The 22,895-nt window shown below is 71.4% G+C and carries 19 protein-coding genes; 9 read left to right on the plus strand and 10 right to left on the minus strand.

The genetic code is table 11. The annotated features are described in order from the left end of the window. The first annotated feature begins 160 nt into the window (after nt 1–160). The 3 genes from ACWGIH_RS27675 (at nt 161) to ACWGIH_RS27685 (ending at nt 2,212) form a co-directional block, all read left to right on the plus strand. Nucleotides 161–502, plus strand: coding sequence for a GNAT family N-acetyltransferase (locus ACWGIH_RS27675; protein ID WP_453450488.1), 342 nt, complete (start codon nt 161–163; stop codon nt 500–502). Nucleotides 503–599: 97 nt separating this feature from the next. Next, the gene (locus tag ACWGIH_RS27680) at nt 600–1,277 is read left to right on the plus strand and encodes a hypothetical protein (protein WP_453450489.1); all 678 of its coding nucleotides are present in this window, start codon (nt 600–602) and stop codon (nt 1,275–1,277) included. A 98-nt stretch (nt 1,278–1,375) separates the two neighbouring features. Then, nucleotides 1,376–2,212: a DUF1206 domain-containing protein gene (locus ACWGIH_RS27685; protein ID WP_453450490.1), complete on the plus strand. Its 837-nt coding sequence runs from the start codon at nt 1,376–1,378 to the stop codon at nt 2,210–2,212. Between the two features lie 38 nt (nt 2,213–2,250). On the opposite strand, the gene ACWGIH_RS27690 is transcribed toward ACWGIH_RS27685, so the two are convergent. Next, nucleotides 2,251–2,847, minus strand: coding sequence for an MBL fold metallo-hydrolase (locus ACWGIH_RS27690; protein ID WP_453450491.1), 597 nt, complete (start codon nt 2,845–2,847; stop codon nt 2,251–2,253). Nucleotides 2,848–2,928: 81 nt separating this feature from the next. Between ACWGIH_RS27690 and ACWGIH_RS27695 the strand changes: the two genes are divergently transcribed. Continuing rightward, entirely contained in the window at nt 2,929–3,885 is a 957-nt protein-coding gene (locus ACWGIH_RS27695) for a GlxA family transcriptional regulator (RefSeq protein ID WP_453450492.1), read from the plus strand. Here ACWGIH_RS27695 and ACWGIH_RS27700 read toward each other — a convergent pair. From ACWGIH_RS27700 to ACWGIH_RS27710, 3 genes are all read right to left on the minus strand, one after another. After that, a complete protein-coding gene (locus ACWGIH_RS27700) occupies nt 3,882–4,670 on the minus strand; it encodes a VOC family protein (RefSeq protein ID WP_453450493.1) in 789 nt (262 codons plus the stop codon). The genes ACWGIH_RS27695 and ACWGIH_RS27700 overlap by 4 nt on opposite strands. 117 nt (nt 4,671–4,787) lie before the next feature. Further along, nucleotides 4,788–6,419 (minus strand): sigma-70 family RNA polymerase sigma factor, encoded by a 1,632-nt coding sequence (locus tag ACWGIH_RS27705; protein WP_453450494.1) that lies wholly within the window; start codon nt 6,417–6,419, stop codon nt 4,788–4,790. A 240-nt stretch (nt 6,420–6,659) separates the two neighbouring features. Further along, entirely contained in the window at nt 6,660–7,538 is an 879-nt protein-coding gene (locus tag ACWGIH_RS27710) for an alpha/beta fold hydrolase (protein WP_453450495.1), read from the minus strand. A 127-nt stretch (nt 7,539–7,665) separates the two neighbouring features. Between ACWGIH_RS27710 and ACWGIH_RS27715 the strand changes: the two genes are divergently transcribed. Then, nucleotides 7,666–9,657 (plus strand): BTAD domain-containing putative transcriptional regulator, encoded by a 1,992-nt coding sequence (locus tag ACWGIH_RS27715; protein ID WP_453450496.1) that lies wholly within the window; start codon nt 7,666–7,668, stop codon nt 9,655–9,657. Between the two features lie 138 nt (nt 9,658–9,795). Here ACWGIH_RS27715 and ACWGIH_RS27720 read toward each other — a convergent pair whose 3' ends face one another. Further along, entirely contained in the window at nt 9,796–10,758 is a 963-nt protein-coding gene (locus tag ACWGIH_RS27720) for an electron transfer flavoprotein subunit alpha/FixB family protein (RefSeq protein WP_453691707.1), read from the minus strand. Between the two features lie 60 nt (nt 10,759–10,818). Further along, nucleotides 10,819–11,604, minus strand: a complete 786-nt coding sequence (locus ACWGIH_RS27725; RefSeq protein ID WP_453691709.1) for an electron transfer flavoprotein subunit beta/FixA family protein — start codon at nt 11,602–11,604, stop codon at nt 10,819–10,821. Nucleotides 11,605–11,712: 108 nt separating this feature from the next. On the opposite strand from ACWGIH_RS27725, the gene ACWGIH_RS27730 reads away from it, so the two are divergent. After that, entirely contained in the window at nt 11,713–12,423 is a 711-nt protein-coding gene (locus ACWGIH_RS27730; RefSeq protein WP_453449055.1) for a TetR family transcriptional regulator, read from the plus strand. Between the two features lie 188 nt (nt 12,424–12,611). Beyond that, nucleotides 12,612–12,941: a Zn-ribbon domain-containing OB-fold protein gene (locus ACWGIH_RS27735; protein ID WP_453449060.1), complete on the plus strand. Its 330-nt coding sequence runs from the start codon at nt 12,612–12,614 to the stop codon at nt 12,939–12,941. 9 nt (nt 12,942–12,950) lie between these two features. On the opposite strand, the gene ACWGIH_RS27740 is transcribed toward ACWGIH_RS27735, so the two are convergent. The 3 genes from ACWGIH_RS27740 to ACWGIH_RS27750 all read right to left on the minus strand — a co-directional run bounded on the left by ACWGIH_RS27740 (nt 12,951) and on the right by ACWGIH_RS27750 (nt 17,259). Beyond that, nucleotides 12,951–14,486, minus strand: coding sequence for an AMP-binding protein (locus ACWGIH_RS27740; protein WP_453449054.1), 1,536 nt, complete (start codon nt 14,484–14,486; stop codon nt 12,951–12,953). A gap of 90 nt (nt 14,487–14,576) precedes the next feature. Next, on the minus strand, nt 14,577–15,884 hold the full coding sequence (locus ACWGIH_RS27745; protein WP_453449053.1) for a SufS family cysteine desulfurase: 1,308 nt from the start codon (nt 15,882–15,884) through the stop codon (nt 14,577–14,579). Further along, nucleotides 15,871–17,259, minus strand: coding sequence for a family 2B encapsulin nanocompartment shell protein (locus ACWGIH_RS27750; protein ID WP_453449052.1), 1,389 nt, complete (start codon nt 17,257–17,259; stop codon nt 15,871–15,873). Before ACWGIH_RS27750 ends, ACWGIH_RS27745 begins: the two co-directional genes overlap by 14 nt. 334 nt (nt 17,260–17,593) lie before the next feature. Here ACWGIH_RS27750 and ACWGIH_RS27755 point away from each other — a divergent pair, with 334 nt between their 5' ends. After that, complete coding sequence (locus ACWGIH_RS27755) at nt 17,594–18,460, plus strand: GNAT family N-acetyltransferase (RefSeq protein WP_453449051.1); 867 nt, start codon at nt 17,594–17,596, stop codon at nt 18,458–18,460. Nucleotides 18,461–18,514: 54 nt separating this feature from the next. Here the strand turns inward: ACWGIH_RS27755 and ACWGIH_RS27760 are convergent, their stop codons facing one another. Continuing rightward, on the minus strand, nt 18,515–20,806 hold the full coding sequence (locus ACWGIH_RS27760; protein WP_453449050.1) for a glycoside hydrolase family 3 N-terminal domain-containing protein: 2,292 nt from the start codon (nt 20,804–20,806) through the stop codon (nt 18,515–18,517). 179 nt (nt 20,807–20,985) lie between these two features. Between ACWGIH_RS27760 and ACWGIH_RS27765 the strand changes: the two genes are divergently transcribed. Then, nucleotides 20,986–22,866, plus strand: coding sequence for an ABC transporter ATP-binding protein (locus tag ACWGIH_RS27765; RefSeq protein WP_453449049.1), 1,881 nt, complete (start codon nt 20,986–20,988; stop codon nt 22,864–22,866). The last annotated feature ends 29 nt before the right edge of the window (nt 22,867–22,895 follow it).

Below are 22,895 nucleotides of genomic sequence, written 5' to 3' on the forward strand. Positions count from 1 at the left end.
GGGGCACGTTCCCGGTGGCTAGTGTGCTGGCAATGTCCCGCGCCGACGAAGCCATCCGTCGCCACCCGGCCGCCCGCGTGAGTGCGGCACCGCGGTGAAGTTCCGAAGACCGCCTCCTCCCTGTCCGCAGGCGGTCACCTACCGATGCGCCCCGGCGACGGTGGCGGCCGGCCGCCAGGTCATCACGCTCCTCGACGCGGGCGGCCGGGAGATCGGACATCTCGTCCACCAGGTGTGCCACCTGTGCGCCGCCGCACGCGTCGAGACCATCGCGATCGCGGGCCCCTGGCAGGGCCTGGGCCTGGGGCGCGAGGCCCTGCACCGCGCCACGGACCCCTGGCCGGGTTACGCGTGGACCACCTCCCGGCAGTCCGCGGACGGCCGGAAGTTCTTCGCCGCGCTGGCGGAGGAGACCGGCATCGATTTCGTGCCGGGTGCCGCGGGATGCCCGCACATCAGCGCCCGATCACGGGAGTCGAGGACCGGGGGAACGTCCCTCTGAGGCACCTGCCTGGGAGGCTCGGGGGAACGAACCTCTGAGGCACCTGCCTCCGAGGCACCCGTCGGACCTAAATCCGCACGCGATAGCGTTCGTCGCCGTGACGATCGACACGGGTGGGATTACCGCCGACCCCGGGCACGCGAGGGTGACCGCAGGACAAGGGCGAACCGCGCGCCGCGCCGCCGACCTCGTCGTCCTTCTGACGCCGCCCCTGCTGTTCGTGGTGCCCGTACTGCTGATCAGGGCCCGGCTGATCGACGACGGATTCATCTTCCTCAACCTGGTCTCGCTCTTCATCAGTGGCCTGGTGGCCTCCTACGCCCACATGGGCTGGCACACGCGCCCGCACGACGGCGACCTGCTGTCGGCCCGCACCCTGACAGGGCGGCACACCGTCGACCTCTCGCGGCTCACCAAGGTCGGCCGCCTCGAAGTACCCGGCGAGGCCCGGATCGACGACCGGCTCATCCTCACCGACGCGCACGGCGTGCGGCTCGTCCTCGACAAGCTCGCGGGCGGCGACGACACGGTCGACTCCCTGGTGCGCGAGGCCCTGCTGCGCAGGCCGCCGGGCGCGGGCGTCGTCGTGTCGGACCGGGCCGCCGAACGCCTCGGCCTGCGCACGGAGGTGAGCCGCCCGCACGGCCGCCTCAAGGCGGGACGCACCATCCGCGAGGGGCTCACCGCGTGGGTCCCCCTGCTGTCGTTGCTCGTGGTAGCGCCGGTGGGCTTCGGCCTGCTGGTGGCCGCTTTCCTGCTCTCCGACCTCAGCTGACGTCCCTGGGGCGGAAGGCCGTCAGGCATGCTCGGCGGCTGTCGGGGGCACTCGGTGACCGGGCGCGTACCGCGCGCCCATGGTTCTGGGAGGACACGATGACGCAGTCTCGATTGCACATACGAGGCTTGACCAAGAGGCCCTTGGCCGGCCGCTCGGCGGAGAACGAATCGCTGACAGCGGCAGGCCGTGCGGGCTTCGTCGCACGGGGTGTCGTCTACGTCCTCATCGGCGCGCTCGCCCTTCGGATCGCCCTCGGCAGCAGCGATGAAGAAGCCGACCGGCAGGGTGCGTTGGCCCAGGTCCGCGAGCAGCCCTTCGGCGACGTGATGCTGTGGGCGCTCGTCGTCGGCTTCGGCTCCATGGCTCTGTGGCGGGGCGCCCGCGCGGTGGGGAGGCGGGGGCCCCACCGCAAGGCCCCGTCCCGGGCTCTCGACGGCGGCAGGGCGCTCTTCTACGCCTTCGTCTGCTGGGCGACCGCGGCGTACGCGAACGGGGAGAGCCAGGGCTCCAGCGGCGACGCCAAGTCTCAGGACTACACGAAGACCGCGCTGGAACTACCCTACGGTCGCTACCTGGTGGGGGCCGCGGGGGGTGTGCTGATCGGCGTCGGGGTGGTGCTCGCCGTACGGGCGATGATGCGCCGCTTCCTGAAGCAGCTGGACCTCGGCTCCCTCAAGGGCCGCACCCGGCAGGTCGTCACGGTTCTGGGGGTGACCGGCGGTGTCGCACGCGGCGCCGTGTTCGCCGCCGCGGGCGTCTTCATCGTGACGGCGGCCGTGCAGTTCGACCCCGACGAGGCCAAGGGTGTGGACGCGACGCTCCGCAGCTTCTCGCACACCCCCGCCGGCCCCTGGCTGCTTGCCGCCGTCGCGGCCGGTCTCATCCTCTTCGGCGTCTTCTCCTTCGCCTCCGCGCGCTGGCGTCGGCTCTGAGGGACACGGGGAGAACACCAGGACACCGCGGGCGGCGCCTAGACCGGCGCCGTCTCGTCGGCCTTGAACGCACCACCGTGGCCCGGCACGATCACGTCGGCGGCGGCAAGGACGCGCAGCCGTGACGTACGCAGCGTGGCGTGGTCCGGGGACACCGGGTCGTCCACCGGGCCGTTCGGCCGCCACCACAGGTCGCCCACGAACGCGATGGTGCCCTCGGCGGTGCCCGCGAGCAGCGTGATGTCCTCGCGGCTGTGCCCCGGAGTGCGGATGAGCCGCAGGGACGGGGCGAGTTCATGGCCTTCGGCGTCCCGGTCGGTCCACTGGTCGTTCTCGTAGATCGCCTTGTGGTCGTGGACCCGGGCCCGCCCGAACAGGCCCACGTTCATGGTGTTGTCCGGGTGGTGGTGGCTGAGCACCACGTCCGTGATGTCGTCCGGGCCGAGGCCCAACTCCGCGAGCGGGCCCAGGATCCGGTCCCGGCTCGCCACCATGCCCGGGTCGACGATCACGTGCCGGTCGGCGTCGCGTACGTAGGAGACCGTGGCGGCGACCCCGGGGCCGGTGGAGCCCGTGTAGCCGGTGGTCAGGATCGTGTAGGTGGCGCTCTGGCCAAGCGGTGCGTCTGTCGTCATGCCGATGAGTCTTCCGGTCCGGCGGCGTGGCAACGAGTGGCCCTTCTGCCACTGATCGCAGGAAACGTGCCACACTCCCGTATGCCGCCTTTCGTGACCATCGCCGCCTACGCTCCGACGGGCGTCGGCATCCTCGGCGCCGGCATCGTCTCCGAGGTGTTCGACGAGCGCGGCCCCGGTCTGCCCCGCTTCGACTTCGCCCTGTGCACCGACCGGCCCGGACAGGTCCGCACCGACACCGGGGTGCCGATCACCGTGGAGCACGGGCTTGACCGGCTCGCCGCCGCCGACCTCGTGATCGCCCTGCCCTGGGCCGACTTCCGTACGCCGCCCGCGCCCGCCGTCCTCGACGCGCTCACCGCGGCCCACGAGCGGGGCGGCCTGGTCGCGGGGCACTGTGTCGGGGCGTTCGCCCTGGCCGCGGCGGGGCTGCTCGACGGGCGGCGCGCGACCACCCACTGGCGGTTCGCGGAGCTCCTTGCGGGGCGGTACCCGGACGTCACCGTGGAGGCCGGGGCCCTCTACATCGACGAGGGGCAGGTCGTCACGGGCGCGGGAGCGGCCGCGGGCTTCGACCTCAGCCTCCATCTGCTCAGACGGGAGTACGGCGCGGCGACGGCCAACACCATCGCCCGGGACCTCGTCCTGCCCTCCCACCGCGACGGCGGCCAGGCCCAGTACCTCGCCGCCCCCGCTCCCGAGGACTGCGGGGACGACCGTCTCACCGAGGTGCTCGACTGGGCCCGCGCGCATCTGCACGAGCCGCTGCCCGTCGCGGAGTTGGCCCGCCGCGCCCTGATGAGCAGACGTTCCTTCGCCCGCCGCTTCTCGGCGGCGACCGGCACCACCCCGCACGCCTGGCTGGTCAACCTGCGGCTGAGCAGCGCCGAGGAGCTCCTGGAGACCACGGACCTGCCGGTGGAGGAGATCGCCCACCGGGTCGGCTACGGCAGCGCGGCCGTCCTGCGCGAGCAGTTCGTACGCCGTCGGGGAGTGCCCCCGCGGTCCTACCGCCGCGCGTTCACCCGGGCGCCCTAGGAGAACGAGGGCATCTCGCCCTCCGTGGTCGTCAGGTCGATGACGCTGAAGGTGGCGCCCTGCTGATCGGTGACCGTGGCGAACCGGCCGAAGGGGCTGTCCATCGGCCCGAAGAGCAGTCGGCCGCCGAGCTTGGTGACGGTGGCGATCGCGGCGTCACAGTTGTCCACGGCGAAATGGACGTTGACGAACGGCGGAGCGTCCGGCGGGAAGTCCTCGGTCATCTTCAGCCGGCCGAGCACCGGCTGCCCCTCGACCTCGAAGACGTTGAAGTCGACGTCGTCGACGTCCATCCTCTTCGTCCCGAAAGGGAAGACGGCAGGCAGGAACGCGTCCGTCGCCGCCGGGTCCCGCGTGGTGAGCTCCGCCCAGCAGTAGGCGCCCGCCTCGCCGGTCTTCTCGAAGCCCTGGTGGGTGCCGGGCTGCCAGACGCTCAAGTACGCGCCGCTCGGCTCCTGGGCCGTGACCATGGTGCCGAACTCGCCGACCTGCGTCGGCTCCACGGCGAGAGTCCCGCCGTTGTCACGGATTCTGGCGGCCGTCGCCGCGGCATCGGGCGAGGCGAAGTAGAGGTTCCAGGCGGCGGGCCCCTCCACGCCCTGCATCTGCGGGACGACGGCCGCCACCGCCTTGCCGTCCGAGCGGGCCTGCGTGTAGCCGCCGAACTCCTCCGAACCGGAGTCGAACGTCCAGCCGAGCAACTCGCCGTAGAAGCTCTTCGCGGCCGTCACGTCGGGGAACATCGCGTCCGCCCAACAGGGTGTGCCTTCCGGGTACGCCGACATCGCGAGGCCTCCAGTTCCGGCGGTTCCTGTTGCTTTCACGCTATGCGAGTGAAAGCGCCCGCGCCCGTCGAACGCAGCCCCGACGAAGCCCGCTCCGCCCGCCCCCGTGAGCCGAGGTCACCGCGCGCCGAAGTTCTGCGTCCACCACGGGCCGCCGCTGCCCTGCCGGTAGCCGACGCCGATCTCCTTGAAGGAGCAGTTGAGGATGTTGGCGCGGTGGCCGGAGCTGTTCATCCAGGAGTCCATCACGGCGGCCGGGGTGCGCTGGCCCGCGGCGATGTTCTCGCCGTAGGTGGTCCACTTGTAGCCGGCGGCGGTGACCCGGTCGCCGGGGTCCTCGCCGTCGGGGTTCGTGTGGTCGAAGAAGTCGCGCTCCGCCATGTCGTCGGAGTGGCCCTGCGCCGCGTCGTCCAGCTTGCTGTTGAGGGTCAGCGGGCCGCAGCCGCTCTTGGCGCGCTCGGCGTTGGCGAGCCGGGTGACCTGCTCGCCGTACGAGTTGCCCGCCGGGGCCTGCGGGGCCTGGGGAGGACTGCTGGTACGGGTGGGCCTGGGAGTGCTCGCCCTGGGCTTCGGCGCCTTGGTCTTCTTCGAGGGCGTGGCCTTGGGGGACGCCTTCTTCGTGCGGCTGGGGGAGGCGGAGGGGGACTTGCTCGGCGTGGCAGCGGTGGTGGACGGAGCCGCCGAGGAGGGCGGCTGCGAGGCGGTCAGGGGCTGCGCCTCGGTCTTCTCGTCGTCCGAGGGGCGCGTGGCCGAGTAGATGACGCCGGTCGCGACGACGAGTACGGCGACCCCCGCGGCCACGGTCCGGCCCTTGCGCGGCGTCCGGTGGCGCTTGGCGGCATGTCTCGCCGGGGCGCTCCGGGAGCCGGATATCTCGTACGTACCGGCGCCCGTGGAGTGCGCGTCGGGCGATGTGTGCGGTGAGCCGGCCGTCAGGTGGTGGGCGTCGGCCACGCTCACCGCGCGTATCGCACCGGGGGCGGCGAGCGCCGCGGACAGCGGCACCAGGGCGAGGCCCACAAGGAGCCGCTCGGCGAGCACCATGCCGGCGCCGTGGCCCGAGCACATCGGGCAGTCACGGACGTGCCGGGCCAGGCGCTTGCGCCAGAGGGCGGACGGCGTGCCGTCCCACGGGGCCACCACTTCACTCAGGTACGGGCACCGGGGCGCCGCGGTGAGCGCGCGGACCACGATCCGGGCCGTCTCCAGCTGCGTCTTCATCCGCTGCACGCGCACCGTGGCGTGCTGCGTGGGCAGCTCCATGGCGGCGGCGACCTCCGGCCGGGTCAGCTCCCCGGAGACCTCGAGCCACCACAGCGAGAGGAGCGCGCGGTCGTCGGTGTCCAGCCACCGGGTCGCCTCGGCCACCTCCTTGCGCTGCCCCACCAGGCCGAGCCGGATGATCGTCAGGTCGACGAAGTCGGCGCCGGGGTCCGCGACGTCGTGCGCCTCGTGGAGCGGGCTCGGGCTCTTCCGGCCGGACGCGCGCTGCTGCCAGTGCCTGCGTATCTCGTTCATGGCGATGGCCACGAGCCAGGACCGGAAGCTCGCCGGATCGCGGAGCGACGCCAGGCCGGCGAGCGCGCGCAGCATGGTCTCCTGCACGACGTCGTCGACATCGGCATGGCCGTCGAGCGCGCGCCCGACGATGTTGTAGACCAGCGGCAGGTATCCGGCCACCAGCTCGTCCTGCGCCTGCTGGTCCCCGGTCTGCGCCGCCGTCACCAGAGGATCGTGTTCACCGATCATGGACTGCCTCACTCGCTTTCTTCGTCGGCACGTTTCCCTTACACCTGGGAGATCGCGTGAGCGTACGGAGATAACAGAAATCCGCGAACAGATATCCGGGCCGAGTCGGTGAGCATACGCACCCGGTGGCCGGACGAGGGCACGCATGGCCTTCTGTCCGGCATAACGGATATCTGCCGCTCGCGCAGCGTTCGATGGGCTGAACGCCGTCATCAGGGCGGGGCGGCGCGGGACGAGGGCTCAGCGCGTGAGGAGGCCCCGCAGCGCACCGGCGATCTCGCCCGGCGCCTCCTCGGCCATGAAGTGGCCGCAGGTCACGGAGGTGTGCCGCAGGTCCGGCGCCCAGGCTCCCCACAGGGCCGCCGCGTCGAAGCCGAGCGCGGCACCCCAGTCCTGCTGGAGCACGGCGACGGGCATCTTGAGCGTGCTGCCGCTGAGCCGGTCGGCACGGTCGTGATCGACGTCCACGCCGGCCGAGGCGCGGTAGTCGGCCACGATCGAGGGCACCGCGGCGCGACAGGCGTCCAGATAGGCGGCGCGTACGTCGGCGGGGATCGCCCCCGGATCATTGGTCCAGATGTCGAGGAAGTGACCGAAGAACGTGTCCGGGGCGGCGGCGATCAACTGCTCGGGAAGACCGGGGGGTTGGGCCATCAGATACAGGTGGAAGCCGACGGCGGCGGTCACGCCGTGCATCACGTCCCACATGTCCAGGGTGGGCAGCACGTCGAGACACGCCAGGTGCGTGATCGTGCCGGGGTGGTCGAGACCGGCGCGGAAGGCGACCAGGGCGCCCCGGTCGTGCCCGGCCAGCGCGAAACGCTCGTGACCGAGGGCACGGGCCACGGCGACGACGTCGGCCGCCATGGTGCGCTTGGAGTACGTGGTGCCGTCGGTCTCCACGGGTTTGTCGCTCGCCCCGTAGCCGCGCAGGTCGGGGCAGATCACCGTGTGGTCCGCGGCGAGGTCGGCGGCGACGTGCCGCCACATCAGATGGGTCTGCGGGAAGCCGTGCAGCAGCACGAGCGGCGGCCCCGAGCCGCCGACGGCCACGTTCAGGGTGACGCCCTCCGTGACGCGCACACGGCGGTAGCTGAAGTTCTCGATGACAGGGGTCATGGTCGCGGTCCTTCGCGGTGGCGGAACTGGTGCTCCCGAGCCTGCCGGGCACCGATGAGCATCCGATGAGCGCGCTACCGTGACCAGGGACGATGCCCACGGGAACGGGTGGAAAGGCTGGTCAGGCGTGCAGGTCACGTACGGGGTGCTCGGGCCGGTGGCGGCCTGGGACGGCGATGGCGGAGCCGTCGCGCTGAGGGGGCCGAGGCACCGTGCGGTGCTCGCCCGGCTGATCGTCGCCCGCCGCCGCGTCGTCCCGGTCGCCCGCCTGGTCGACGACCTGTGGGTGGACCCGCCCGAGGACGCGGTCGGCACCGTACGCACCTTCGTCGCCGCGCTGCGCCGAGCCCTGGAACCCGGGCGCCCGCCCCGCACGCCCGCCCGGCTCCTCGTCACCGAGGGCCCGGGGTACGCCCTGCGAGCCGAGCCCGCCGCGGTGGACGCCTGGCGCTTCGAGCAGGCGGTGACCGACGCGGCGAACCTGCCGCCGCGGCAGGCCGTCGACCGCCTTGAGGAGGCGCTCGGGTGGTGGCGCGGCCCCGCCTACGCCGAGTTCCCCGAGGAGGCCTGGGCCCGCGCCGAACGCTCCCGCCTGGGGGAGCTGCGCCTGTACGCGGTCGAGCGCCGGGCCGAGGCATGCCTGGACGGCGGACGCGCCGCCGACGCGGTGCCGGACCTGGACGCGCACGTGGCCGAGCACCCTTGGCGCGAGGACGCCTGGCGGCTTCTTGCCCTCGCGCTCTACCGCACCGGCCGCCAGGGCGACGCGCTCGCGGTCCTGCGCCGGGCCCGCGCGCTCCTGGTCGAGCAGCTCGGGGTGGATCCAGGACCGGGGCTGCGCCGCCTGGAGGCGGACATCCTCGGCCAGGCCCGCCACCTCGACCCCGAGCCGTCCCGGGCCGGTGGCGCGGCGGAACAGGTGTGGGCGCGGGCCACCACCGCCTACGACCGGACCGTGGCGTCCGGCGCCCGCGCCCGACTGGACTCGACGGTGAGCCTGCTGCGCAACCTGGCGGTCACCGGAGGCGGCGGCCTCGAAGCCGCCCGCGAGCACCGTATGGCGGCCGTCGATGCGGCGGAGGAACTGGGCGACGCGGAACTCACCGCCCGAGTGATCGGCGCGTACGATGTCCCGGCTATCTGGACCCGCGTCGACGACCCACGCCAGGCCGCGCAGGTCGTCACCGCGGCCGAACGCACCCTGGCCGCGCTCAGCCCCGACGCGCACCCGGCGGCGCGGGCCCGCCTGCTCGCCACGATCGCCCTGGAATCACGCGGCACCAGGTCGGCGCGCGGGCCCCAGGCGGCCCGCCAGGCCGAGGAGACCGCCCGCCGACTCGACGACCCCGGGCTCCTCGCGTTCGCCCTCAACGGTCTTTTCATGCAGAGCTTCCACCGCACGGGCCTTGCCGCGGACCGGGACGCGATCGGCGCCGAACTCGTCACCCTGTCCGCCCGGCACGGGCTCGTCACCTACGAGGTCCTCGGCCACCTCATCCGGCTCCAGGCCCGCAGCGCGCTCGCGGACCTGCCGGGCGCCGACGGCCACGCGGCGGCCGCGGATCTCCTGGCGGAGCGTCATGAGCTGCCGCTGGCAGGGGTGTTCACCCAATGGTACGCGGCGCTGCGGCTCGCCGCGGCAGGTCGGGCCCCGGCAGCCGAGGCCGCCTACCGGGAAGCCGCCGGGCGGCTGGACGGCTCGGGCATGCCGGGCCTGGAGCGCGGACTGCTGCCGCTCGCGCTGCTGTCCCTGCGTCTCGGCCAGGAGACCTCCGCCGACCCACGCCTCGGTTCGGGGCTGGATGAGAGCACGGACTGGGGCCCGTACGAACCTTGGGCCCGCCCCTTGGTGCTGCTGTCCCAGGGCCGCCGCGGCGAGGCGGCCGAGGTGTTGCGCCGCATCCCGGACCCACCCCGCGACCTCCTGCAAGAGGCCCTGTGGTGCCTGGCGGGGCGGGCGGCGATCGCTCTGGACGACAGGGAGACGATGGAACGCGCCCGCAGTGAACTCTCCCCAGCTGCCCATGAGTTGGCGGGCGCGGGCAGCGGCCTGCTCACCCTGGGCCCGGTCGCACGGCACCTCGACGACCTGACCTCGGCCCTCCACCGTCCCGGGTGAAAGGAGGAGCGGAGGATGCCGCTCATCCTGAGGCCTCAAACGCCCTTCGCGGCTTGGACATTGGCCGGCCCGGAAGTGCGGAGCGCACTCAGCCCGGCCTCGCGGTGTCCGCGCGGCCGGGCTGAGGTTCGAACAGGCTTATCCCTTGCGGGTGTTGACCTCTTCGGTGAGGGCGGGGACGACGTCGAAGAGGTCGCCGACCACGCCGTAGTCGACCAGGTCGAAGATCGGGGCCTCGGCGTCCTTGTTGATCGCCACGATCGTCTTGGAGGTCTGCATGCCCGCCCGGTGCTGGATCGCACCCGAGATACCCGAGGCGATGTACAGCTGCGGCGAGACACTCTTACCGGTCTGGCCGACCTGGTTGGAGTGCGGGTACCAGCCCGCGTCGACCGCGGCACGCGAAGCACCCACGGCCGCACCCAGCGAGTCGGCGAGCGACTCGATGAGGTGGAAGTTGTCCGCGCCGTTCACGCCACGGCCGCCGGAGACCACGATCGCGGCCTCGGTCAGCTCCGGACGCCCGGTCGACTCCCGCGGCGTCCGCCCGGTCACCTTGGTGCCGGTGGCCTGCTCCGAGAACGACACGGCCAGGGCCTCGACCGTGCCGGCGGCCGGGGCGGCCTCCACCGCGGCACTGTTGGGCTTGACCGTGATGACCGGGGTGCCGGTGGAGACCCGGGACCTGGTGGTGTAGGACGCGGCGAACGCGGACTGCGTGGCCACCACACCCTCGCCGTCGGCCTCCAGGTCGACGGCGTCGGTGATGATGCCGCCCTTGACGCGCAGCGCCAGGCGCGCGGCGATCTCCTTGCCCTCGGCGGAGGAGGGCACCAGCACGGCGGCCGGGGACACCGCCTCGTAGGCGGCCTGCAGCGCGTCCACCTTCGGCACGACCAGGTAGTCGGCGAACTCGGCGGCGTCACTGGTGAGGACCTTGACCGCGCCGTGCTCGGCCAGCGCGGCGGCGGTGTCACCGGCGCCGTTGCCCAGCGCGACAGCCACGGGCTCACCGATACGGCGGGCCAGCGTGAGCAGCTCCAGGGTGGGCTTGCGGACGGCACCGTCCACGTGGTCGACGTAGACCAGAACTTCAGCCATGGGACTTCATCTCTCCTGCGGTTACGAAGAAGTGGGGCGGATTTCAGCGGTGGCTGAAGCTCAGATGAACTTCTGGCCCGCGAGGAACTCAGCGAGCTGCTTGCCGCCCTCGCCCTCGTCCTTGACGATCGTGCCCGCACTCCGCGCGGGACGCTCGGTGGCCGACTCAACCTTCGTCCAGGCACCCTCCAGGCCCACCTCCTCGGCCTCCAGACCGAGGTCGGAAAGGTCCCAGGCCTGAACCGGCTTCTTCTTGGCGGCCATGATGCCCTTGAAGGAGGGGTAGCGCGCCTCACCCGACTGGTCGGTCACCGACACCACCGCCGGCAGCGACGCCTCAAGCTGCTCGGAAGCCGCATCCCCGTCACGGCGCCCCTTGACCACACCGTCCGCCACGGAAACCTCGGACAGCAGCGTCACCTGCGGCACACCCAAACGCTCGGCAAGCAGCGCCGGCACGACACCCATGGTGCCGTCCGTGGACGCCATACCCGAGATCACCAGGTCGTAGCCGGCCTTCTCGATCGCCTTGGCCAGCACCAGCGACGTGCCCAGCGCATCCGTGCCGTGCAGATCGTCGTCCTCGACATGAATGGCCTTGTCCGCACCCATCGACAGCGCCTTGCGCAGCGCGTCCTTGGCATCCTCCGGACCCACCGTAAGCACGGTGATCTCCGCGTCGTCCGCCTCGTCCGCGATCTGCAACGCCTGCTCGACCGCGTACTCGTCCAGCTCCGACAGCAGGCCGTCCACGTCATCACGGTCGACGGTCAGGTCATCGGCGAAATGCCGGTCGCCGGTGGCGTCAGGCACGTACTTCACGGTGACAACGATCCTCAAGCTCACGCCGGCTCTCCTACCTGGTGTGGTTCGTTATGACGACGGTATGGCACTCAGTACCCCCTGTAAAGGTACGTAGTGCCATACAGGCCCTCACGATGCTACGTTCCCCGCATGACAGAGGCACGCGGACCAGCGAAGAAGGCCCCCATGCGGGAGGTGCTCGCGAAGGCGGCGTTCCAGCTGTTCCTGGAGCGGGGCTTCGAACAGACCACGGTGGACGACATCGTGGCGCGCGCCGGGGTCGGGCGCCGCTCCTTCTTCCGGTACTTCCCGTCCAAAGAGGACGCGGTCTTTCCCGACCACGAGAGCTGCCTGGCCGACATGACCGCCTTCCTCGAAGCGGCCGACGGCGCCGATCCGGTGGACGCCGTGTGCGACGCGGCCCGGATCGTGCTGCGGATGTACGCCACGAACCCCGAGTTCTCCGTGCAGCGCTACCGCCTCACGCAAGAGGTCCCCGGTCTGCGTACGTACGAACTCTCCGTGGTGCGGCGCTACGAACGCACCATGGCCGGCTACCTGCGCGGCCGGTACGCCGACGCCGAGGACGGCTCCCTGCGCGCCGAGGTGATCGCCGCCGCAGTGGTCGCCGCGCACAACAACGCCCTGCGCTCCTGGCTGCGTTCGGGCGGCGACGGTGACGCCGAGGCGGCGGTGGACCACGCGCTCGAACTCGTACGGGACGGGTGGGGGAGCGGCGCCACCGGCGGGGACGAGGCGGCTGGCGGCGCCGATGACGAGGTCGTCGTCATGGTGGTCTCCAAACGCGCCCCCATGTGGCGCGTCGTCCAGCGCGTCGAGTCGGCCCTCGGCCAGGACTGAGCCCCGGTCCAGCGGCCGATCGAGCGAGTAGCACTCAGTACCTTTACCGATTGGCACTCAGTGCCATATGGTGCGGATGCGTCGACGCCGAGCGCGGCGCATCCGAGCCGAGTGCAGGTCAATGCAGGGGGTCGAACGTGTCCCAGCAGGAATTGAGCATCGCGCCGACAGAGCACGAGCGAACCGGCATGATCTACCAGCGCTGCCGGTGGTGCGGCACCGCGTCCTTCCGGCGCATGCTGTGTCCGGTGTGCGCGTCCAGCGATCTGGAGGCCGAGCGGAGTGACGGCGAGGGCGTCGTCGTCCAGTCCAGCGTGGTCAACCGCTACACCGGCACCGCACGCAACGAGTCCCTCGTCCGCTTTCCCGAGGGGTTCGTGTTCCGTTGCCGTGTCGTGGGTGCCTCGCCGCATCTCGTATGGGTCGGCGCGCGCGTACGGCCCGTGGCCGGGTCCGATCCGGAGACCGGGGAGGCCGTCTTCGAGCTCTGCGAGACGAACGCGAGCGCCGAGTGGTAGTGCCGAGCGTCAGTTGACGCCGCGCTCGTGGCCCTCCCAATAGGGCCCGCGCAGCTTGTACTTCTGGAGTTTCCCGGTGGCCGTGCGGGCCAGTTCTTCGCGGAACTCCACCGAGGTCGGCGCCTTGAACCCGGCGAGGTGCTGCTTGCAGTGCCGGATGAGCTCCTCCTCGGTGGCCTGTGCGCCGGGGGCGAGGACGACCAGGGCCTTGATGGTCTCGCCCCACTTCTCGTCCGGCACCCCGATGACGGCCACCTCGGCGACCGCGGCATGGCTGAACAGGACGTCCTCCACCTCGATCGAGGAGACGTTCTCACCGCCGGTGATGATGACGTCCTTCTTGCGGTCGCTGATCGTCAGATGGCCGTCCGCGCCGATCGACCCGCCGTCGCCCGTGTGGAACCAGCCGCCTTCAAGCGCCTTCGCGGACTCCTCGGGCTGCTCCCAGTACCCCTCCAGGATCACGTTCGAACGGGCGAGGACCTCGCCCTCCTCCGACGTGCGCAACGTGACGCCCAGCGCGGGGGCCCCGGCCTGGACCAGCTTCTCCGCGCGCTGCTGCGAGGTGAGGCCGTCCCACTCGGCGCGGGTGCGGTTGATGGTGAGCAGGGGAGAGGTCTCGGTGAGACCGTAGATCTGGATGAACTCCCAGCCGAGCTCCGACTCGACCTGCTCGACGGTCTGGGTGGGCGGCGGAGCCCCCGCGACGATGATGCGCACCCGGTCCCGCCCCGGGATCTCCCCTTCCCACGTCCGCGCCGCGGCGAGGACCGCGTTGACCACGGCGGGCGCCGCGCACATCACCGTGACGCCGTGCTCGGCCACCCGGCGCAGGATCTCCGCGCCGTCCACCTTGCGCAGCACGATCTGGCGCGCGCCCATGCCGGCCATCGCGAACGGCATGCCCCAGCCGTTCGCGTGGAACATCGGCAGGGTGTGCAGGTAGACGTCCCGGTCGGTGACCCCGGCGTGCAGCGCGAACGTCAGGGCGTTCACCCAGATGTTGCGGTGCGTGATCTGAACGCCCTTGGGGCGCGCGGTCGTTCCGCTGGTGAAGTTGATGGTCGCGGTGGCGTTCTCGTCGTGCTGCCAGGGCTCGGGTTCGGTGTCGAAGCGGTACAACTGTTTGTCGGCGTCCGCCCCCAGTGTGTAGCGGTGCTTGCAGGTCACCCCCGAGAGGCGGTCCTCCAGTTCGGGGTCGACCAGCAGGACGCTCGCGCCCGACTGACCGACGATGTATCCCACTTCTTCGGCCGACAGGCGGAAGTTGACCGGCACGAGGACCCGGCCGTGGCCGCTGACGCCGAAGAACGACGTCAGCAGCCGGGCGCTGTTGGGCGAGACCACCGCCACGCGTGCGCCGTGCGGCACCCCGAGCGCGTCGAGCCCGGCGGCCTGGGCCCGCGCGAGCTCACCCACGCGCCGATAGGTGAGCCCTTCCCAGGGCTCGGCCGGCTGGTCGGGCTCGTCGACGATGCCGACCCGGTCCCCGTACACGGTGGTGGCGCGGTCCAGAAAATCAAGGGCCCCGAACGGGACGAACATCCTGCCTCCCGAAGCTCAGTCGATGTACGCCGCCTATCCGACCACGCCCCGACGGAAACCGGACACCCCGACGCCAGGTCCCTTACGGACCTAGGCCGCTTGAAGCCGCCGCAAGGACGCCACCAGCTGATCCACCTCCTCGGACGTGTTGTAGAGGGCGAGCGAGGCGCGGGCGGCCGACTCCAGGCCGTAGTGGGCGAGTGCGGGCTGGGCGCAGTGGTGGCCCGCGCGGACGGCGATCCCGTCGCGGTCGAGCCAGTCCGCGACGCCCGCCGGGTCGTGGCCCGCGAGGGTGAACGTGAGGACCGCGATCCGCTCGGGCGCCGAACCGAGGACCTCAAGGCCGGGCACCGTGGCCAAGGCCTGCTGTGCGTACGTCATGAGCGCGGTCTCGTACGCGGCGACGGCGTCCCGGTCGAAGGACGTGAACCAGTTCAGCGCGGCAAGGAGGCCGACGACGCCCGAGATGTGGCCCGTGCCCGCTTCCAGGAGGTGCGGGACCGGCGCGAACGTGGTCCGCGTGAAGTCGACCGACTCGATCATGTTGCCGCCGCCCTGCCACGGCCTCATGCCCCGCAGGATCTCCGGCTTGGCGTAGAGCGCGCCGATGCCGGTCGGGGCGAACAGCTTGTGCCCCGAGAAGGCGTAGAAGTCGGCGTCCAGATCCCGCACGTCGACCGGGAAGTGCGCCACGGCCTGTGCCCCGTCCACCAGGACCTTGGCGCCGTAGCGATGCGCGAGGGCGGTCATCTCCTTCACGGGCGGGACGGTGCCGAGGACGTTCGACGCGTGGCTGACGGCGACGAGCTGGGTGCGGGACGAGAGGAGATCGGCGTAGGCGTCCTGGTCGATCGCGCCCTCGGGAGTCAGCGGGATCGGGACGACACGGGCCCGGGTCTCCTTCGCGATCAACTGCCACGGCACGATGTCGGAGTGGTGTTCGAGCACGGCCACCAGAATGTCGTCCCCGGGCCCGAGGTTGGCCCGTCCCCAGCTCTGGGCGACCAGGTTGATCGCCTCGGTCGTGCCGCGTACGAAGACGATGTCGTCCGGCGACCCCGCCCCGAGGAATTCCGCGACCGCGGCCCGCCCCGCCTCGTACATCTGGGTCGCCTCGCGCGCCATGGTGTGCGCGCCGCGGTGGATGTTGGAGTTCGCGACGCCGTAGAAGGCGCCGAGCGCCTCGATGACCTGGCGCGGCTTCTGCGTGGTGGCGCCGTTGTCGAGCCAGACGAGGGGGTGGCCGTTGACCGTGCGGTGCAGGATCGGGATGTCCTGGCGGGCCGCCTCGGGAGTGAACCCCGAGGGTTGCAGCTGCGGCAGGGCGCCCGGCGCGGGCGTCGCGGCCGGGAGCCCCGGTACGCCCGCCCCGAGCGTCGTGACGTCAGGAATAGTCATGGTAGTTGGACACCTCGACGTTCTGCAGGACGGCGATGGCGTCCTCGACCAGGACCGCGGTGTTGAAGTACGCCGTCATCAGGTACGACGTGATGCCCTTCTGGTCGACGCCCATGTTCCGCATGGACAGGCCCGGCTCGACCTCGTCCGGGACGCCCGAGGGCCGCAGCCCCACCACGCCCTGCTCGGCCTCGCCCGTCCGCATCAGGAGGATCTCGGTGGTGCCGAGACCGGCGCCCATGCCGCCCGAGAAGCGCACCTTGTCCGACGGGAGCAGCGGAACACCGCGCCAGGTCAGGAGCGGGCTGCCGTACCGGTTGTCCGTCACCGGGGGTACGCCGCGCCGCGTGCATTCCCGGCCGAAGGCGGCGATCGCCCTGGGGTGGGCGAGGAAGAAGCCGGGCTGCTTCCAGACCCGCGTCAGGAGTTCGTCCAGGTCGTCGGGGGTCGGGGCGCCGGTGCGTGCCTGGACCCGCTGACCGGCGGAGACGTTGTGGAACAGACCGTGCTCCGGGTGGTTCAGGAGCGAGGCCTCCTGCCGCTCCCGCAGCGCGGCGATGGTCAGGTTGGACTGCGCGCGGGTCTGGTCGATGGGCCCGTTGTAGAGGTCGGCGACCCGGGTGTGCACGCGGAGCACCGTCTGCGCGAGCGTCATGTGGTACTCGCGGGGCGCGTCCTCGAAGTCCACGAACGTCCCCGGCAGATCCGGCTCCCCGACGTGCCCCGCGGTCAGATCCACCGGCACCTCGGCGCCGGGCGTCATCGTGTCCCCCTCGCAGTACGCGGTGATCGCGCCGCCCAGCGCCTCGTCCCGGCCGGCGAGCTCCGCCAGCGCGCCGCGGTCCGCGCAGAGCGCGAGGCCCGGGGTGAGCGCCTTGACGCGGTACGGCATCGGCTCGGTCCTGGTCCAGGCGCCGAGGTCGAAGAACTGGCCGTCACCGATGACTTCGAGCAGCGCGTCCTCGCCGTACCGGCCGGTCATCCGCTTCTCGGCCCTGCCGTGCACGACCACCCACAGCCGGTCGGCGGGGTCGCCCTCCTGGGCGAGCACCTGTCCGGCCTCGAAGGTGACCTCGGTGAAGGCGCCTGCCAGCTCCGCGAGCAGCGCGTCGTCGGCGTCACGGAGATAGGGAACCTCGCGTAAGTCGCCGGGCACGACACGCTGCGAGCCGCTCTCCTCGTACGTGGTGACGCGGTCGTCGCCGAGCACGAACGTCCTGCGCCGGTTCACCCGGTAGGTGCCCGACTCGACCTCCACCCAGGGCAGGGCGCGCAGCAGATAGCGCGGGGTGATGCCGCGCATCTGGGGAGTGGTCTTGGTCGTCGTCGCCAGTTGCCGTGCGGCATCCGGACCGAGTGCGAGCCGATCGTTCACTGGAACCTCCTGGAAGAACGGTCTTTCGCGGCTGCCGCTTTGGCATGCGGCGCCGATCGTCTTCGGGTTGTTCCATGACCGCAAGTGGTCATTTATGGGAGCTAGTTGAGAAAGGGCCGGAAATGACCGGACAGTTGGTCGCGCAACCCCCGTCCACCGTCCCAGGGCTCGGCCGGGGAATCCCTCCACAGCGGATATCGGGCTCAAATCATCCCGATCCCGGACCCGAGCACCCCTGAAAGGAGCGCTTATGAGTCGGGTATCGGGGCGAGGAGTCGGGAAGGATGGTTCCGGTGCGAGGGGTGCTCCCCTCCGTCTCATGAAGGGTGCAGCGATGACAGATTCGGTCCCTGGGCGGCTCACCGTCTCGCGGGCGACGCTCGACGACTGGCAGGTCGTCAGCGGCTGGGCGGCGGACGAGGGCTGGAATCCGGGCCTGCGGGACGGCCCCTCCTTCTTCGCGCAGGACCCCGACGGATTCTTCATCGGCCGCCTCGCCGACAAACCAGCCGAGCCGGTCTCCGCGATCTCGGTCGTGAACTACGACGAGGTGTACGCCTTCCTGGGTTTCTACCTCGTACGCCCCGACCAGCGGGGACGTGGCCACGGCATCGCCACCTGGCGGACGGCGCTCGCCCACGCGGGCAAGCGCACCGTCGGCCTCGACGGCGTGGTCTCCCAGCAGGACAACTACCGCCGTTCGGGCTTCGAGCTCGCCCACCGCACCATCCGGTACGTGGGCTCCCTGCCCGGAGGCGGACCACGCCCCGCACGGGTCCTGCCGGTCGAGGCGGCGGGCCTGCGGGCGATCACCGCGTACGACGCCGCGAGTTACCCCGCGGACCGCCCGCGCTTCCTGGAGTCCTGGCTGACCGCTCCCGGGCACCGCGCCCTCGCCCGCATCGTCGACGGCACCATCACCGGGTACGGCGTGCTCCGCCCGGCCCACGGTGCCCTGCGCGTCGGGCCCCTGTTCGCGGACACACGCGCCGACGCGGAGGAGCTCTTCGACGCCCTGACGGCGGAGGCGGACGACACGCCCGTCGTCATCGACGTCCCCGAGACCCAGCCGCACGCCGTGGCCCTCGCCGAGTCCCGCGGCATGAAACCCACGTTCCCGACCGCCCGCATGTACACAGGACCGGTGCGGGAGATGGCCGTGGAGCGGGTCTTCGGGGTCACCACGCTCGAACTCGGCTGACCCGGCTGATCCGCAGCCGGGCCCGCCACGGGGCCCGGCCTCCCTTCCCGGTCGTCACGTGATCGTGAGCCTCTTCTTCGCCTCGGCCTCCGAGCTGGTGCCGACGTAGAGGTCCACGGCGCCCTCCTCGACACGGAACTCGCCGTCCTGCGCGTTGGACCAGAACCCGAGGTCCTCGGCGCCGAGCCGGAAGCGGACGGTCGTCGACCGGCCCGCCTGCAGCGGCACCCTGCGAAAGCCGCGCAACTTGCGCACCGGCTGCGCGATGCTCGCCGCGATGTCGTGGACGTACAGCTGGACGACCTCGTCGCCCGTGCGGTCACCCGTGTTGCGCACGCCGACCGAGATCTCCAGGGTGTCGCCCGCGCGCAGCGCCCGCGCCGGCACGCGGTCGCGGCTCAGCTTCGGCTCGCCGAGCTCGAAGGACGTGTAGGAGAGCCCGTGGCCGAAGGCGAACTGCGGGGTCGGGGGCAGATCGAGGTACTTGGACGTGTACTTGTTGTCCGCGTTGTACGGGCGTCCCGTCGACTCGTGGTTGTAGTGCACGGGAATCTGGCCGACCGTCCGCGGGAACGACACGGGCAGCTTGCCGCCCGGATTCACCTCGCCGAACAGCACGTCGGCGATCGCGTGGCCCGCCTCGAGCCCCGGGTGCCAGGCCTCGAGGACGGCCGGTGCCGACTTCAGCCAGCCACCGACGGTCAGCGGGCGGCCGTTGACCAGGACCACCACGAACGGCTTGCCCGTCCCGGCGATCGCCTCGATCAGCTTCTCCTGCCCGCCCGGCAGACTGATGTCGCCGCGCGCGGCGGCCTCGCCGCTCATCGCCGGGGGCTCACCGACCACGACGACGGTCACGTCCGCCTTCTTGGCCGCGGAGACCGCCGCCGGGATGCCGCCGGTGTCCTCGCCCTCGGGGTCCACGCCCTTCGCGTACGTCACCTTCGCGCGCGGAGCCGCTTCCTTCACGGCGGCGAGGACCTTTCCCGAGGGGAAGTTCTTCGCCGCGCCGGGGAACGTCCACGTGCCGAGCAGGTCGTCGGAGTCGCCGAACGGGCCGACGACCGCGATCGACCCGACGGACTTCTTGAGCGGCAGCGCCTTGCCCTCGTTCTTCAGGAGCACCATCGAACGGGCGGCGGTCTCGCGGGCCGCCTCGCGGGCCTCGGCGGACGGCTTGTCGATGGCGGCGTCCTCGTCGACGTACGGATGGTCGAAGAGCCCGAGCGCGAACTTCAGGCGCAGGATCCGGGTGACCGCTTCGTCGAGGCGCCGCTCGCTGATCCTGCCGGCGCGCAGCAGCTTCTTGCCGTGCTCGGCCAGGTCCGTGCTGGCCATCTCCATGTCGACGCCGGCGTTCAGCGCGAGGCGCGCCGCGTCGGCGCCGTCCTCGGCGAAGCCGTGCGCGACGAGTTCGTCGACACCGTTCCAGTCGCTGACGACGAAGCCGTCGAACCCCCACTCCTTGTACAGGATGTCGGTGAGCGTGTGGGGGTTGCCGTGCGCCGGGACGCCGCTGATGGTGTTGAAGGAGGCCATCACCGTGGCCACACCCGCGTCCAACGCGGCCTTGAACGGCGGAAGATAGTGGTTGCGAAGCCGCGACTCCGACACGTCGACCGTGTTGTAGTCCCGGCCGCCCTCGGCGCCGCCGTACGCGACGAAGTGCTTGGCGCAGGCGGCGACGCGGTCCTCGGCGTCGAGTCCTGAACCCTTCGCGCCCTGGTAACCCTCCACCTTGGCCACGGCGAACGCCGTCGTGAGGTACGGGTCCTCGCCGCAGCCCTCGGCGATCCGGCCCCAGCGCGGCTCGTGCGTGACGTCCATCATGGGCGAGAACGTCCAGTGCACGCCGTTCGAGCGGGACTCCTTCGCCGACACCTCGGCGTCACGCCTGGTGACCTCCGGGTCGAAGCTCGACGCCTGGGCGAGGGGGATCGGGAACGTGGTCCACAGGCCATGGATGACGTCGAGGCCGAAGAGCAGCGGAATGCCGAGCCGGGACTCCTCCACCGCGATGCGCTGCAGGGCGTTGCTGCTCTTGGCGCCGAAGATGTTCAGGACCGAACCGAGCCGTCCGGCGCGCGCGGCGTCCTCGACTTCCTTGGTCTCGCTACCTCCCGGGCCGGTGCTGACGGCCCAGGGGAGCTGCTGCAACTGACCCAGCTTCTCTTCGACAGTCATACGGTCGAGCAGCTTCTTGATCTTCGGGTCGAGGGCGCTCGTGGCGCTCGGGCGCTGCGGCGCGGCCTGGGCGATTCCGGTGCCGGCGGCGGTGAAGCCGCCTCCCGCGACGGCGGTGCCGCCGATCGCGGACAGCAGAGTACGCCTTCGTAGCTCTCGCATGTGTTCGCCTTCTCGCGTCAGGAAGTCGACAACCTCTGTGATGGCCACAAGAGTTGAAGCGAAAGTACGTTCCTGGTACACGCGGGTCAAGGGATGCGGCAGGGACGCGCGGGGCCTCGTTCGGGTGTCTCGCCCGCAACGCTTGACCTCAAGGAAGCTTGAGGTTCTACGTTCTTCTCATGAGCATGGAAACGACAGCCTGGACCCAACTGCAGAGCGTCATGAACGCCGAGCAGGACCGCCGTCCCTTCGCCCGCGCCACCCTGCGCCGCATCGGCACCTTCGCCCGCCCGCACAAACGCCGCATCGTCTACTTCGTGCTCCTGAGCATCGTCACCGCGATGCTCGCCGTGGCGACGCCCCTCCTGGCGGGCAGCGTCGTGGACACGATCGTCTCGGACGGGGATTCCTCGCTCGTCGTCCGGTACGCCCTGCTCATCGCCGCGATCGCCGTCGCCGAGGCCGGCTTCGGCCTGCTCAGCCGCTGGCTTTCGGCGAACCTGGGGGAGGGGCTCATCCTCGACCTGCGCACGGCCGTCTTCGACCACGTCCAGCGCATGCCCGTCGCCTTCTTCACCCGCACCCGCACCGGCGCCCTGGTCAGCCGCCTCAACAACGACGTGATCGGCGCCCAGCGCGCGTTCAGCAACACGCTCTCCGGCGTCGTCGGCAATGTGGTCATGCTGGTCCTGACCCTGGCCATGATGCTGCGGCTCTCCTGGCAGATCACGCTCCTCGCGCTTGTCCTGCTCCCCGTCTTCATCGTGCCCGCGCGCCGCATGGGCTCCCGGATGGCGAAGCTCCAGCGGGAGGCCGCACACCACAACGCGGCGATGGGCACGCGGATGACCGAGCGCTTCTCCGCTCCGGGCGCCACCCTCATCAAGCTCTTCGGCCGCCCCGGCGCCGAGTCGGAGGAATTCGCCACGCGGGCCCGGCGGGTGCGGGACATCGGTGTCCGCACGGCCATGGCGCAGTCCACCTTCATCACCGCGCTCACCCTGGTCTCGGCGCTCGCCCTGGCCCTCGTCTACGGCCTCGGCGGCTACTTCGCCCTCAGCGGCACCCTGGAAACCGGCGCGGTCGTGTCCCTCGCCATGCTCCTGACCCGCCTCTACGCGCCGCTGACGTCCCTGGCGGGAGCACGGGTCGAGGTCATGAGCGCGCTCGTCAGCTTCGAGCGGGTCTTCGAGGTCCTCGACCTCAAACCGCTGATCGACGAGAAGCCGGACGCGACAGAGGTCCCCGAGGGCCCGGTGGCGGTGGAGTTCGACGACGTCCGCTTCGGCTACCCGTCCGCCGACAAGGTCTCCCTCGCCTCCCTCGAAGAGGTCGCCTCCCTCGACACCCGGGGCGGCGAAGAAGTCCTGCACGGCCTCTCCTTCCGCGCCGAGCCGGGCCAGACCGTCGCGCTCGTCGGATCGTCCGGCGCGGGCAAGTCGACCATCGCGCAACTGCTTCCCCGCCTGTACGACACGGACGGCGGAGCCGTGCGCATCGGCGGGGTCGACGTCCGTGACCTCTCCGCGGTCTCGATGCGCCGGACGCTCGGCATGGTCACCCAGGACGGCCACCTCTTCCATGAGTCGGTCCGGGCCAACCTGCTGCTCGCCCGCCCCGACGCCACCGAGGACGACCTGTGGGACGTCCTGCGCAGGGCCCGCCTCGAAGACCTCGTACGCTCCCTGCCCGACGGCCTCGACACCGTGGTCGGCGAGCGCGGCTACCGGCTCTCCGGCGGCGAGCGCCAGCGCATGACCATCGCCCGGCTGCTGCTCGCCCAGCAGCGGGTGGTCATCCTCGACGAGGCCACGGCGCACCTCGACAACACCTCGGAGGCCGCGGTCCAGGAGGCGCTCGCCGAGGCACTCGAGGGCCGTACCGCGATCGTCATCGCGCACCGCCTCTCGACGGTGCGGTCCGCCGACCAGATCCTCGTCGTCGAGGCCGGGCGGATCGTGGAGCGCGGGACGCACGAGGAACTGCTCGCGGTGGAAGGCCGGTACGCGGAGCTCTACCGCACCCAGTTCGCGCACAAGCCGGTGCAGGTGGCGGCGTAGAACGCGCGGAAAGGGCGCCGGGCCAGAGG

The sequence above is a fragment of the Streptomyces sp. NPDC054872 genome (assembly GCF_053610705.1).